The sequence below is a fragment of the Kitasatospora cheerisanensis KCTC 2395 genome (assembly GCF_000696185.1).
GTDB lineage: Bacteria > Actinomycetota > Actinomycetes > Streptomycetales > Streptomycetaceae > Kitasatospora > Kitasatospora cheerisanensis.
The window spans coordinates 68,431-82,057 of record NZ_KK853997.1; the positions used below are offsets into that span (position 1 = coordinate 68,431).

Annotated in this window: 12 protein-coding genes; 4 read left to right on the top strand and 8 right to left on the bottom strand. The window is 74.0% G+C overall.

Translation table 11 applies throughout. From position 1 onward, the window contains the following. Nucleotides 1–245 precede the first annotated feature (245 nt). Nucleotides 246–2,012 carry an oleate hydratase gene (locus tag KCH_RS00375; RefSeq protein ID WP_035870334.1) on the top strand — a complete coding sequence of 589 codons (1,767 nt, stop codon included), beginning with the start codon at nt 246–248 and terminating at the stop codon, nt 2,010–2,012. A 51-nt stretch (nt 2,013–2,063) separates the two neighbouring features. On the opposite strand, the gene KCH_RS00380 is transcribed toward KCH_RS00375, so the two are convergent. The 4 genes from KCH_RS00380 to KCH_RS00395 form a co-directional block, all read right to left on the bottom strand. Further along, complete coding sequence (locus KCH_RS00380; protein WP_051652576.1) at nt 2,064–3,629, bottom strand: multicopper oxidase family protein; 1,566 nt, start codon at nt 3,627–3,629, stop codon at nt 2,064–2,066. Next, a complete protein-coding gene (locus KCH_RS00385; RefSeq protein ID WP_035857987.1) occupies nt 3,626–4,123 on the bottom strand; it encodes a hypothetical protein in 498 nt (165 codons plus the stop codon). Before KCH_RS00385 ends, KCH_RS00380 begins: the two co-directional genes overlap by 4 nt. Before the next feature lie 143 nt (nt 4,124–4,266). Further along, nucleotides 4,267–4,818, bottom strand: coding sequence for a class F sortase (locus KCH_RS00390; protein WP_051652577.1), 552 nt, complete (start codon nt 4,816–4,818; stop codon nt 4,267–4,269). A 148-nt stretch (nt 4,819–4,966) separates the two neighbouring features. Next, entirely contained in the window at nt 4,967–6,790 is a 1,824-nt protein-coding gene (locus KCH_RS00395; protein ID WP_035857989.1) for a DUF7507 domain-containing protein, read from the bottom strand. 334 nt (nt 6,791–7,124) lie between these two features. Here KCH_RS00395 and KCH_RS00400 point away from each other — a divergent pair, with 334 nt between their 5' ends. Beyond that, nucleotides 7,125–8,471 carry an MFS transporter gene (locus KCH_RS00400; RefSeq protein ID WP_244305044.1) on the top strand — a complete coding sequence of 449 codons (1,347 nt, stop codon included), beginning with the start codon at nt 7,125–7,127 and terminating at the stop codon, nt 8,469–8,471. Between the two features lie 69 nt (nt 8,472–8,540). On the opposite strand, the gene KCH_RS00405 is transcribed toward KCH_RS00400, so the two are convergent. Then, nucleotides 8,541–9,338, bottom strand: a complete 798-nt coding sequence (locus KCH_RS00405) for an MHYT domain-containing protein (RefSeq protein WP_035857992.1) — start codon at nt 9,336–9,338, stop codon at nt 8,541–8,543. Nucleotides 9,339–9,512: 174 nt separating this feature from the next. Between KCH_RS00405 and KCH_RS00410 the strand changes: the two genes are divergently transcribed. Further along, complete coding sequence (locus KCH_RS00410) at nt 9,513–9,959, top strand: PIN domain-containing protein (protein WP_244305046.1); 447 nt, start codon at nt 9,513–9,515, stop codon at nt 9,957–9,959. Between the two features lie 7 nt (nt 9,960–9,966). On the opposite strand, the gene KCH_RS43670 is transcribed toward KCH_RS00410, so the two are convergent. Further along, nucleotides 9,967–10,959: a hypothetical protein gene (locus KCH_RS43670; RefSeq protein ID WP_244305048.1), complete on the bottom strand. Its 993-nt coding sequence runs from the start codon at nt 10,957–10,959 to the stop codon at nt 9,967–9,969. Nucleotides 10,960–11,055: 96 nt separating this feature from the next. Beyond that, nucleotides 11,056–11,802 (bottom strand): phosphotransferase family protein, encoded by a 747-nt coding sequence (locus KCH_RS00425; RefSeq protein WP_035857998.1) that lies wholly within the window; start codon nt 11,800–11,802, stop codon nt 11,056–11,058. Nucleotides 11,803–11,926: 124 nt separating this feature from the next. On the opposite strand from KCH_RS00425, the gene KCH_RS00430 reads away from it, so the two are divergent. Further along, nucleotides 11,927–12,823, top strand: coding sequence for a phosphotransferase (locus KCH_RS00430; RefSeq protein ID WP_035858001.1), 897 nt, complete (start codon nt 11,927–11,929; stop codon nt 12,821–12,823). Between the two features lie 158 nt (nt 12,824–12,981). Here KCH_RS00430 and KCH_RS00435 read toward each other — a convergent pair whose 3' ends face one another. Further along, on the bottom strand, nt 12,982–13,440 hold the full coding sequence (locus KCH_RS00435) for a hypothetical protein (protein WP_244305050.1): 459 nt from the start codon (nt 13,438–13,440) through the stop codon (nt 12,982–12,984). Nucleotides 13,441–13,627: the final 187 nt, after the last annotated feature.

The window sequence follows — 13,627 nt, forward strand, 5'->3', positions numbered from 1 at the left end:
TTGACCGCCCGTCAGGTTGATGTCACGTCAGCAGCGCCGCAGGTGGGCGGCCGGGTGGGCGGGGTGCGCGGGCGGGCGGCTGCCGGTGCCCGGTGCGCGACCGGCTGCGGCGCCGGTACGGCGCAGAGTCACCCGAACGGCGCATTCCGGGCGGGTCGCCGTGCGGCTGGACATAAGGACGGGTTGGGTGGAGACCGAGGCCGGCGATCTTGGTCGGTCCGGAGAACGGATGAGGAGTGCGCGCGGTGTACTACAGCAGCGGCAATTACGAGGCGTTCGCCCGGCCCCGCAAGCCTGCGGGAGTGGACGGGAAGCGGGCGTGGTTCGTTGGCTCGGGGCTGGCGTCGTTGGCGGGCGCGGCGTTCCTGGTCCGGGACGGGCAGTTGGCGGGCGAGCGGATCACGATCCTGGAGCAGCAGACGCTGCCGGGCGGTGCGCTGGACGGCATCAAGGAGCCGGAGCGCGGGTTCGTGGTGCGCGGCGGCCGGGAGATGGAGAACCACTTCGAGTGCCTGTGGGACCTGTTCCGCTCGGTCCCGTCGCTGGAGGTCGAGGGGGCGAGCGTCCTCGACGAGTTCTACTGGCTGAACAAGGACGACCCGAACTTCTCGCTCCAGCGCGTCACCCACCAGCAGGGCCGGGACGCGGGCACCAACGGCCTGTTCGCGCTGGGCGACCGGGCGCAGCGCGACCTGGTGAAGGTGTTCCTCGCGACCCGCGAGGAGATGGAGGACAAGCGGATCGACGAGGTGTTCGGCGAGGAGTTCCTGGCGTCGAACTTCTGGCTGTACTGGCGCACCATGTTCGCCTTCGAGCAGTGGCACTCGGCGCTGGAGATGAAGCTCTACCTGCACCGTTTCGTCCACCACATCGGCGGGCTGCCGGACTTCTCGGCGCTGAAGTTCACCAAGTACAACCAGTACGAGTCGCTGGTGCTGCCGCTGGTGAAGTGGCTGCTGGAGCAGGGCGTGGTGTTCCAGTACGGCACCGAGGTCACCGACGTCGACTTCTCCTTCGCGGACGGCCGCAAGCAGGCGACGGCGCTGCACTGGGTGCGCGACGGCGAGCCGGGCGGGGTCGAACTGACCGCGGACGATCTGCTGTTCACCACGATCGGCTCGCTGACGGAGAACTCGGACAACGGCGACCAGCGCACTCCGGCGAAGCTGAAGGAGGGTCCGGCGCCGGCCTGGGACCTGTGGCGGCGGATCGCGGCGAAGCACCCGGACTTCGGCCGCCCGGACGTGTTCGGTTCGCACATCCCGCAGACCAAGTGGGAGTCGGCGACGGTGACCACGCTGGACCACCGCATCCCGGAGTACATCCAGAAGGTGTGCAAGCGCGACCCGTTCTCGGGCCGGGTGGTGACCGGCGGCATCGTCACCGTCCGGGACTCGTCCTGGCTGCTGAGCTGGACGGTCAACCGGCAGCCGCACTTCAAGCAGCAGCCGAAGGACCAGATCGTGGTCTGGCTGTACTCGCTGTTCGTGGACGTGCCGGGCGACTACGTGAAGAAGCCGATGCAGGAGTGCACCGGCGAGGAGATCACCCGGGAGTGGCTGTACCACCTGGGCGTGCCGGTCGAGTTGATCGACCGGCTGGCGGCGGAGTCGGCGAAGTGCGTGCCGGTGATGATGCCGTACGTGACCTCGTTCTTCATGCCGCGCAAGGCCGGTGACCGGCCGGACGTGGTGCCGCCGGGCGCGGTGAACTTCGCCTTCATCGGCCAGTTCGCGGAGGCCGGCGACCGCGACTGCATCTTCACCACCGAGTACTCGGTGCGCACCGCCATGGAGGCCGTGTACCGGCTGCTCGGCGTGGAGCGCGGCGTGCCGGAGGTGTTCGCCTCGACGTACGACGTGCGGGCGCTGCTGAACGCGACGAGCCGCCTGCGGGACGGCAAGCCGGTGGACCTGCCCGGCCCGCACGCGCTGCGCAAGCGGCTGAACGCCCGGCTGGAGACCTCGGAGATCGGCGAGTTGCTGAAGGAGTACAACCTGCTGCCGGAGTGAGCGCTCCGGCGGTCGGCGCCCCGGGCCTGTCGGCCCGGGGCGCCGGCGCGGCTACTCGGTGGTGAACTCGGCCATCATCGCCATGTCCTCGTGTTCGAGGTTGTGACAGTGCATCAGGAAGCGTCCGGCGTAGTCGTTGAACCGGACGGCGACCTCGACGCCCTGGGCGGGGAGCACGTCGACGGTGTCCTTCCAGCCGGTGTCGTACCGGCCGGGGTCGCCGTTGTTGCGGCCGATCACCTGGAACGGGTCGAGGTGCAGGTGGACGGGGTGGTGGAAGTCGGTGACGAACCGCCAGATCTCCACCTGGCCGAGCCTGGGCGCGGCGAGCGCCCGGCCGGGGCGGTAGCCCTCGCCGTTGATGGTCCAGTGGCGGTCGTCCTTCTGGAAGACGAAGGTGCGGGTGGCGACGGCCTTGGCGGGGTCGAGCCGCTCGACGGCGGACAGCCGTTCGGGCAGCCGGAATTCGTCCGCGGCCCCGTCCCCGCCGACGTCGAAGCACATCACCTCGGCGGTCGGGCCGCTGCCGAGCCGGTTGACCAGCCGGACCCGGGTGCCGGCCGGGTAGCGGGAGAAGTCGACCAGCACGTCGAAGCGTTCGGCGGGGGCCAGGTCGATGCTGTCGTGGCGGAGCGGGCGTTCCAGCAGCCCGCCGTCGGAGCCGATCTGGACGAGCGCGCCGCCGCCGGACGGCTGCGGGTCGAGGGCGAGCCGCAGCCGGCGGGCGTTGGCGGCGTTCAGCAGGCGCAGCCGGTACCAGGCCCGGTCGACCCGGGCGACCGGCCAGGGTGCGCCGTTGACCAGCATGACGTCGCCGAGCACGCCGTTCATGTACGGCTCCTGGACGCCGGGCCGGCCGCCGTCGAGTTCCGGGTAGGCGAAGGAGCCGTCGGCGGCGAACGAGCGGTCGGCGATCATCAGCGGCAGTTCGCGGGCGCCGTGCGGGAGTCCGAGGGCGGCCTCCTCCTCGTCGCGGACCAGGTGGAAGCCGGCCAGGCCGCGGTAGACCTGCGGGCCGGTGAAGCCCATGGTGTGGTCGTGGTACCAGAGGGTCGCGGCGCGCTGCTTCATCGGGTAGCGGTACTCGCGCTGCGGCAGGATGCTGGCGGCGTCCATGCCCGCCATGCCTTCCATGCCGCCGTGCATGGCGTGCATGTCGTGGCCGGCGGTGCCGACCAGGTCGAGCGGGTAGCCGTCGCTGTCCTGCGGGGTGTGGCCGCCGTGCAGGTGCACGGCGGTGGGCCGGGGCAGTTCGCTGCGGTGGGTGATGACGGTCCGTCGGCCGCTGCGGGATTCGACCGTGGGGCCGGGGAAGGTGCCCTGGTAGCCCCAGACCTCGGTGTCGTGGCCGGGCAGCAGCCGGGCGGTGGCGCGCCGGGCGGTGATCTCGTAGTAGTCGGCCCCGGCGTCGCTGCGGACGGGCTTCAGGACCGCCGGGATCGGCAGTTCGGCCTGGTGGCGGGCGGGCAGCGGCAGACTGCTGCGCAGCAGCTTGCCGGGTTCGCCGGGCGGCAGCAGCCTTCCGATCAGCGGCGAGGCGGCGAACGCCCCGCCCAGGCCGAGCGCGGCGGCGCCGCCCAGCCCGAGGAACCGACGCCGGGTCGGCCGGGCGCTCATTCGGCGACCGCCGCGTCCGCCTCCGCCGCCTTCGGCTCCGCTGCGGGCGGCTCCGTCGGGTCCGGGTCGGCCGCCGGCGGCTCCGTCGGGTCCGGCTCCGCCGTGGGCCCGGCCGGTTTGAGGGCGAAGGCGTCGACGGCGAACTTCTCCGCCATCACGAAGATGCCGACGCCGAGCGGCACGTGCAGCAGCAGGACGCGCTGGAAGCCGAGGGTCAGTTGGATGATGCACAGCGCCGACAGCACGCCGTACCGGACGGCGTGCCGGTTGGGCGCGCCGGAGACCTTCCAGGCCGTCAGGCCGGCGGCGGTGGCCAGCAGGGCGACCACGGCGATGGTGAGCCCGGCCTGCATGTGGGCGTCGAGCAGCGGGTAGTAGCCCTGCAGGAAGCCGCCGGCCAGGATCGGCAGGACCAGGGCGAGCAGCGCGACGAGCGCGGCGGTGATGCGGAGCGCGAGCAGTGGCCAGCGCGGTGGTGTGTGGAGCTGCGGCACGAGAATTCCCCCTGGTGGGGAGGCGCGTGCGACTCCCCGGCACGGTCCGTCACGATCGAACGGGGCCGATCATATAGTCCGCTCACATCTCAATTTGCCTCGGGGGAACGGAAGCTGACGGCACGTCCGCCCGTGCCGGCGCGTCACTCCGGTCCGTCGCCCGGCAGTTCGAGGTGCGCGGTGAGGACGAAGTTGTCGACCGCCGGGCTGTTGTCGGGTTTCTCCAGGCAGGTGACCACCACCAGCCGGCCGGGGACGTCGGCCCAGATCTCGGCCGCGTCCGGCAGTTCGGCCTTCGGGACGGTGGCGGCCCCGTCGACCACGTACCGGTCGCCGCCGACCAGGACGGCCGCGCCGGGCGCGACCCTGGAGGTGCCGGTGTCCAGCGCGAACAGGTAGTTGCCGGGGCCGACCGCGCCCCACCGCAGCGAGTGCATCGCCACGTACACGGTGCCGGTGCCGGGCGCGGTCGGGGTGCCGAGGTTGGCGATCCGGTAGGCGGAGGTGAACCCGGGCGGCACCACCGACCCGCCGACCTCGTTCATCGACCCCAGCGGCACGTCGAGCCCGACCGAGGGGACGACGAACCGGCCTTCCCCGTCCGGCTCGGCGTCCTGCGCCCGCTTCTGCTGCGGCGACAGCCCGGCGCCCGGGTCGAGCCGGACCGGCCGGCCGTTCAGGTCGGTGCCCGCCACCGGCCCCGGGGCCGGCGAAGGCCCGGACGCGCCGAGCGCGTACCGGCCGAGCAGCCCGGCGCCGGCCAGCAGGGCCGCGGCCAGCGGCAGCGCCGACCGGCCGGGCGCCGCCGGCCGGCGCCGGGCGCGGGGTTCCCGGACCGCTGCTTCAGGAGCGCCGCCGGTGCCGCAGGGCGACGGCGGCCAGTCCGGTCGCCGCGACCAGCAGGGTCGCCGCGCCGGCGATCGGCCAGTCCAGGGGCGTGGCGGCGGGGCCGGCCAGCGAGCCGCCGGTGTCCACCGACGGGCCCTCGGGGCCGCCGTGCCCGGGCGGCCGGGTGGGCCGGGGGCTGTGCGTGGGGCCGGCGGTGGGCGCGGCGACCGGCAGTTCGGCGGCGGCGGGCAGGGAGGTGAGCGTCGTCCCGCCGGGCAGCACGCCGGAGGCGGTGACGGTGTTGCGCAGCGACCCGCCGGCGGCGAGGTCGGCCTCGGTCACGGTGTAGCCCGCGGTGCAGCGGGTGGACGCTCCCGCGGCGAGGGTGCCGCCCGGCGCGGTGGGCGCGCAGGCGAGCGGGCCGAGCGGGCCGCTGCCGGAGAATCCGGTGTCGTCGATCGCGAGCGCGGTCAGTGGCACGTTGCCGGTGTTCCGCACGTCGAGGGTGTACGTCACCAGGTCGCCGGCGGCGGTGAGTTCGGCGATCGGCTGCCCTCCGGCGGTGGTGGCGGCGGCCGTCTTGGCGATCGACAGCCCGGGGGCGGCCTCGCCGACGACGATGGTGTACTCGCGCGTCGAGGCGCCGTCGACGGGGTCGGCGACCCGGGCGGTGAAGGTGTAGCTGCCCGCGGCGGTGGGCGTGCCGGTGACCGTCCCGTCCTGGTTCAGCGTCAGGCCGGGCGGGAGGCCGCCGCCGGCCAGGCTCCAGCTGAGCTGCGGGTCCGGGTTCTCGGTGGTGGCCTCGATGACGTCCGCGTAGGCGACGCCGACCGTCCCGTCGTGCAGGCGCGGGGTGATGATGCACGGCGGCTGGGTCAGCCCGCCGAACAGGTTCTGGTTCCAGCCGGAGAAGGTGTTGCAGATCAGCGTGGTGGTCGCGGCGGCCCCGGAGTAGCCGGCCGCGCCGTAGCCCCAGAAGTCGCGCAGCGGCGGTGCGATCGGCGACCGGGAGAGGTCGTTGTAGGAGAGGGTGATGTTGCTGCCGCCGGTGACGTTGATCCCGATGTCGGCCCCGTTCGGGCCGGTGATGGTGTTGTGATCGACCGTCACGCCGTTGGCGGTGAACAGCAGCATGCCGGTGGAGGCGCTCACCGGGTTGTCGGCGGTGTGGGTGACCACGGTGTTGTGGGCGAAGGTGCCGCCGGAGTTGAAGTACTGCACGGAGTTCTGCGCGATGTTGCCGGTGACCGGCGGCGGGGGCAGCGGGATGGCGGTGTCCGGCGGGCCGAGCATGGAGCCGGTGACGTTCATGGTCGCGGCGCCGTTGGCGGTCAGCCCGTTCTTCTGGAAGTCCGAGACGTGGACGTCGGTGACGGTGACGGTCTGCGGAGGGCCGCTGGTGGCGTCCACCATGATGCCCTGGCCGAAGTTGTAGGTCTGGTGCCGGGTGATGCCGGTGACCGTCACGTTCGACACCGACCCGGACGCGGAGAGGAACCTGATCCCGAAGAAGGCCGCGTTGGTGGTGGCGTCGTTGGCGGCCCGGGGCAGGTAGTCGCCCTTCACGGTGAGGTTCTGGACGGTCATCGTGGCGGCGCCGGGGGCGTTGGCCAGCACCGCGCCAAGCAGCGGGTCGGCCGGGGAGCGGTCGGTCGCGGTGAGGGTGTGGCCGGCGCCGTCCAGCGTGAACCCGTCGGGGACGGTCAGGTTGTCCGAGGTGGTGCAGTCCCCGGTCAGCGTGATCGTCGTGCCGGAGGTGGTCGAGGCCGTGCACACGGTGCGGACGTCCAGCGTGGCCGCGGCGGCGGGGGACGCCGCCCACAGCGAGGGGCCCGCCACCGCGGCCGCGGCCAGCCAGCGGACCGGATCGGCCCACCGCCGCCGCGGGCGCCCCGCCGACCTACCTGAATGTGACGCTCTGATCATGTGACTACCTCCTCCCGGAGGTTAGAACCCGAACCATCCTGGCCGAGCGCCAACACACCAGCAGGTCAGCCCGCCTGACGGCCTTTCACCCGGATGCCGGAGGAGCCGGCCCGGCCTGCGTCCACCATCTCGACATCAAGCATCTTGATATCGAGAGACTTCTCCGGCAGAGTGCTCCCGGTACGGATGAACGACGGCTGGACACCGCGCTGCCTCGGCGCAGGGCGGTGGGAACGGGGTGGCGAGGATGGCGGGGCGGAACGGGACGGGCGACGGCGGTGGGCCCGGGCTGCTGGCCCAACTGCGCCGGCCGCCGGGCGGGGCGGCCGGGCGGACCATGCTGCTGGTGGTGTTCACCGACCGGACCGGGTCCGGGGTGTGGGCGGCCGCCTGCGTGCTGTACTTCACCGAGGTGGAGCGCCTGACGGCCGGTCAGGTCGGCCTGCTGCTGGGCATCGCCTCGGTGGCCGGCATCGCCGGCTCTCCGCTCGCCGGGCGGCTGGCCGCCTCCTTCGGCAGCCGGCCGGTGCTGATCGGCTGTCACCTGGTGCGGACGGTCGCGCTCGCCGCGGTGCTGTTCTGCTCCTCCTTCGCCGCGCTGCTCGGCCTGGTCACGGTCACCGCGCTGGGCGACCGGGCGGCCCGCGCGATGGAGATGCTGTTCGCCACCGACGTGGCGGGCGACCGCCGCTCGGTGTACCGGGCGCTGTCCCGGACGGCGATGAACGCCGGCTACGCGGCGGGCGCGGGCCTGGCCGCGCTCGGCCTCGCGGTGGGCACCCCCGCCGCGTTCCGGGCGCTGCTGCTCGCGGACGTCGCCTCGTTCCTGCTCTCGGCCGCGCTGGTGGCGGGCATCCGGGAGCGGCAGCGGGAGGGCCGGGTGGTGGCCGGGTCCGACCGGTCGGCGCCGGAGGCGGGCGAGGGGCCCCGGCCGAGCCCGTGGCGGGACGGCGGCTACCTGCGCTTCGTGGCACTGGACTGCGCGCTGACCATCGACGACGCGATCCTCAACGTGGGCCTGCCGCTGTGGCTGATCCACGCCACCAGCGCGCCGCACGCGCTGGTCCCGGCCTTCCTGGCGATCAACACGGTGCTGGTGGTGGCCGCCCAGCTGCGCGTCTCCGCCCGGGTCCGGACGGCCCGTCAGGCGGTGGGCGCCGCACCGCTGTACGGCTTCGCGGTGCTGGGCTGCTGCGCGGCGGCGGCCGCCGCGCACGGGCCGGGGCCGGTGCTCGCCTCGGTGCTGCTGCTGGCGTCCTCGGTGCTGGTGACCTTCGCCGAGCTGCTGCGCTCGGTGGTGTCCTGGGAGTTGTCGGTGGCGCTGGCCCCGGAGCGGGCCCGCCCCGAGTACCTGGGGGTGGCCGGTATGGCCCAGTCCACCGAGAAGGCGGCGGGCCCGCTGCTGCTGACCGGCGCGGTGCTGTCGACCGGTCCGCTGGGCTGGCTGGGCCTGGGCCTGGCGACCACCGTCGCGGCGTACGCGCAGCGGCACTTCAGCGCCGCCCGGCTGGCCGCGCCGGGACCGGGGCCCGTCCCCGCCGCGGCGGCCGCCGGGGCGGCGGAAGTCCCGGCCCCGTCGGCCGGCTCGAACTGAGCCCGGCAGCGGAAGGACCACCGCCCCGGCCGCCGTGCAGGCGGTCGGGGCGGTGGTCCTGACGGCGGGTCAGCGGCGTTCCTGGCCGAACAGGTCGACCCGGATCGGCTCCAGGGCCGGGCCCTCGCCGGGCTCCGGGTCCTGCGGGGAGAACGCGATGGCCAGGCCGGCGACGGCCAGCACGACGACGATGCCGACGGCCACCGGCAGCGCGAACTGCGAGGCGGGGACGCCGGTGCCGCCGACCCGGCCGTCCAAAGTGACGGTGACGGCGGCCATCGCCGTGTAGTGCATGGCGACCACCGCGACGCCGGCGATCAGCGCGGCGCCGAGCGCGGCGCCGAGGCCCTTGACGTTCAGGGTCATCCAGAGCGCGGCCGTGGCGGCGGCGATCGCGATCGCGACCGAGGCGACCACCAGCAGGGTGTCGTAGGAGACCTTGCCCTCGACCTGCATGGCGGCCATGCCGATGTAGTGCATCACCGCGACGCCGCAGCCGGTCAGCACGCCGCTGACCAGCAGGGCGCCGGTGCCGCGGCCCCGGTAGCCGACGTAGCCGATGCCGAGGCCGACCACGACGACCGCGACCAGCAGGCTCAGCAGCGTCAGCGGGATGTCGTAGACCAGGGTGGAGGCGTCCACCATGAAGCCGAGCATCGCGATGAAGTGCATCGACCAGATTCCGCAGCCGAACGCGCCGGCCGCCAGCACCAGCCAGCCGGCCCGCTTGCGCGGCGGGAGCGTCATGGCCCGGGCCGTGCACCGCAGTCCGATGGCAGCTCCCACGCACGCGATGACATAGGCGGCGACCGGGTTCACCCACCCGTACTGGAAGCCGTCGAGGTGGGCCATGGTGCCGTGATTCATGAGAGGGGGGGTCCGATCGAAAAAACGAATGCTCGTGCGAGTTTGCCAGAGAGGACAATACCGTTCGGTAGCCACTGGTCCGTACCATGCCCCACGCACCGCCTTTACGCCGCCTTTTCCTTCCCTGCACTACCTTCACATCCGCCGGTGCCCGGGCGGCACTTCGGCTGCGGCATGGCAGTCTTGACGGTCATGAAGGACGACTCCGCGGACCCGGCCGAGCTGCCGCCCCTGCTGATCGTGGACGGCGCGAACGTCGTCGGCTCGGTCCCCGACGGCTGGTGGCGCGACCGGCGCGGCGCGGCGGAACGGCTGCGCGATTCCCTGGTGGACGTGGCCCGCACCGGACTCCCGGACGTTCCGGGCCCGTTGACGGTCGTTCTGGTGGTGGAGGGCGCGGCCCGCGGGGTCACCCAGGTGCCGGGCGTGCAGGTGGAGTCCGCCGCCGGCAGCGGCGACGACCGCATCGTCGAACTCGTCGCCGCCGCCGGACCGTCCCGCCGCCGCCTGGTGGTCACCGCCGACCGCGAACTCCGCGCCCGCGTCACCGCCCTCGGCGCCACTCCCCTGGGCCCGCGCACCGTCCGCCGCCCCACCGGGCCCGCCCCGCACGCCGAGTGAGTGAACGTCAGGCCGACCGTCCGCCCCACGGGTCGTCAGCGGCCGGTCCGGGGGCGTCCAGCAGGAGCATCGTGTCGAGGCAGCGGCGCAGCCCGGCATTCCTGAAGTCGACCCAGGCGAGCCACGGCACCGGCTGGAGCAGGGTGTGGTACGCGCGGATGCCGGGGTCGGTGAGGAAGGCCCGGAGCTCGTCCGGGGCGGGATCGGTGACCAGGCAGAGCCAGGCCAGGCCGGCCCCGATGCGGATCTCGGGCGGTCGGCCGCGGTCCGACCAGAGCTCCCGGGCCCATCCGGGGGCGCGCTCGTCCCGCTGCTCGCGGGCGAGTTGGGCGATCGCCAGGACCAGGCTCACCCGGACCACTGCGTCGTCCTCCGCGGCCAGCCCCGCCCGCAGCGCCGAGGAGACGTGGGAGGTGTCGCCGACCGCCACCGCCAGGACGTAGGCGGTCGTGGCGCGGACTGCGGGGTCCGGGTCGGCGAGCAGCGGGAGCAGCAGGTGCAGGTCCTCGGTGACGGCCCGGCGGGCGGCCTGGATCGTCCAGTCCACCGGGCACATCGTGCTGCCCTCGACCGTCATCGGCTCCTCGGCGACCTGGAGCAGCCCTTCCCGCGATCCGTCCCCCATGTGCTGGCAGCGGCCGATCTCGGCGACCAGCCGGAGCGTCGGGGCCCGGAGGCCGGGGTGCCCGCCCGCCGCTCTCCGGAGCAGGAACGGCACCGCGAGTGCGCCCACCGCGGTCGTGCCGCCCTGGTGGTGCAGGCTCGTCCAGAGCCGTTCCAGGGCCTGGTCGGCGGCTTCGGCGTCCGCGGATCCGAGCGCGGCGAGGAGCCCGGGGATCTCCTCGCCCGGGCCGTAGAAGTGCGGGAACCGCTGCCAGGGGAGTTCCTCGTACCGGAACCCGTCCTTGACCTCGCGCGACATGGCGGACCCCACTGTCCGCACGTCGCGGTCCGTGCCGGCCCACCGTTCCGGCCAGTCGGCCCACGGGTCCTCGTCCATGGCGTGGCCCTCCCGTCCACCGGCAGCATCGAACCCGGGGAGTCTAGCCATCGGTGATCGAGAGCTTCTGCGCCCGGCCGCCGAGGTGACGTCGCGTCAGCCCAGGGACCGCAGGACGTCGACCTCGCAGCCGGGCGCGAAGGCGTCGAAGCCGTGGTCGGTCAGCCAGCGGACGGCGAGCAGGCTGCGCAGCGACCACCAGGCGCGGATCACGTCGAGGTCGACGGCGGCGCCGTAGCCGGCCAGCAGGTCGGGCAGGTGTTCCTGGTGGCCGAGGGCGAAGGTGGCGAGGTCGTAGAGGGCGTCGCCCCGGCCGGCCTCGGACCAGTCGATGATGCCGGTGACCGTCTCGCCGTCGAGGAAGAGGTGGGCGATCTGCAGGTCGCCGTGGGTGAAGGCCGGGGTCCACGGCCGGAGCGCGGCGTCGGCGATCCGGCGGCTGCGGGCGACCAGCTCGGCGGGCAGGATGCCGTGGTGCACCAACTGCTCGCACTCGGCGTCGAGTTCGGCCTCCAGCGCGGCAATGCTCCGCCCCGCCCGGCCCTGCCGGGGCGGTGGCGGGGCGTCGTGCAGCGTGCGGATCGCGGCGCCCGCCGCGGCCCACTGCGCCGGCGAGCCGGTCACCGGCCCGCCCAGGCGTCCGAGCGTCCTCCCGGGAACGGCGGCGAGGGCGAGCACGGGCGGCTTGCGCCACAGCACGCGCGGGGTCGGGACGGGCGCCAGCGCCATCGCCTCGATCTCGACGTCGATGCGCGCCTGATCGGCGTCCACCTTCAGGAACACGTCGCCGACGCGCAGGGTCGCGCGCTCGGAGTGGGCGACGACGACTTCGACCTCATCCATGGCCGACCAGTATCCCCGGGTCCGCACCCCAACACGACCGGGTGGCACGGGAGTTCCGGCCGCGGAGGGCGAATCTCCCGAACGGCGGGTCCGGCGCCGCCGGTGTCGAGTACCGTGACGTCGCATGATCGACTCCGAGACCGAGACCAGCGCGGACCTGGTCCGCGACCTGCTCCGCGAGCAGCACCCGGACCTCGCCGGGCTGCCCGTCCGCGAGGTGGACGGCGGCTGGGGCAACCAGATGTGGCGCCTCGGCGACGAGTTCGCGGTCCGCATGCAGCGGATGGACACCGGCCCCGAGCTGCAACTGAAGGAACGCCGCTGGCTGCCGGCCCTCGCCCCGCGCCTGCCCCTGCCGATCCCGGTGCCCGTGCGCGAGGGCGTGCCCTCCGCCCGCTTCCCCAAGATCTGGACGGTCATGACCTGGGTCGACGGCACACCGCTCGACCTCGCCGCGATCACCCGCGGCGAGCACGCGGCCGAGACCCTGGCCGGCTTCCTCCGCGCCCTGCACGCCGAGGCCCCCGCCGACGCGCCGCCCGCCACGGACTTCGGCGCGCACCCGAAGGACTGCCAGGACGGCTTCGACCACTTCCTCCGCTCCGCCGCCCCCGCCGACCTCACCGAGGACCTCCGCAAGGTCTGGCACGAGGCGGTCACCGCCCCGGCCTGGGACGGCCCGCCGCTCTGGGTGCACGGCGACCTCCACCCCGCCAACGTCCTCGTCGCGGACGGCACCCTGACCGGCATCGTCGACTTCGGCGCCCTCTTCGCCGGCGACCCGGCCTGGGACCTCGCCGCCGCCTGGCTCCTCCTCCCCGCCGGCGGCGCCTCCCGCTTCTTCGACCGCTACGCCCGGGCCGACGAGGCGTCAGTGCGACGGGCCCGCGGACTCGCCGCCATGAAGAGCCTCTTCCTCCTCCTGATGGGCCAGGCCGGCGACCGCAACCTCCCCGGCGGCAAACCCACCTGGGGCCCGGCCGGCCGTGCGGCCCTCACCCGTGTCCTCGAAGGCCTCTGACACCCCGTCAGCCCGGCGGCCGGGTGCGGGCGGGCCCCGGAACCCGCCCCGGCGAGCTCGCCCAGCACGTCGAACTGCCCGGTGCGGGCCGCCGTCGCCCCCGTCCCGCTCGTCGAATCCGCGTCGCCGAATCCGCGTCGCCGAACCGCCCCGGTGCGTCAGCCGTACGGGTTGAGCGCGCGGAAGCGCACCGTCTCGCTGCCGCGGTCGAACCACAGCTTGACGGAGACGCCGCTGCCCGCGCGGTCGAGCTCCTCCGACCGGATCCACTGCGGGTTCTTCGGGCCGCGGCCCTTGAGCGGCTTCTCGAACCAGCCGGTGAACTCCTCGACCGTCTCCGCCGCGACGAAGGCGTGAGCCGCCGTCAACTCGTCGAGCCTCCCGGCGGCGAGGCGGGCGAAGCCCGAGAGGGCGAGCTCCGGCGAGGGCGTGCCCCGGTCGTTGTCCCGGCTGCTCACCCACGCGGCGTCGGTGAGCGTGCCCAGCACCGGAAACGCCTGCTCCAGCGGCCCGGTCTCGCTGTGCCGGTCGGTCGGCGCACCGCTGGCCACCTGACGCAGCCCCCACCACACGGGCACCACGGCCAGCCCCGCCACGATCAACTTCCGCCGGTCCATCGCAACCCCCTCGCACCTGACGCCGGAGGGGGGCACCCTACCGGCACGGTCACGCGTGCCCGACCCCGGCCGCCCGGGCCAGGAGCTCCGCGGTCCGCGCGCCCGCCGCCACGGCATGGCCGGCGGTGGCGGGCCGGCAGCGGCCGATCTCGGGCACGTACTCGGTCATGACGACACCGGCGTGGTC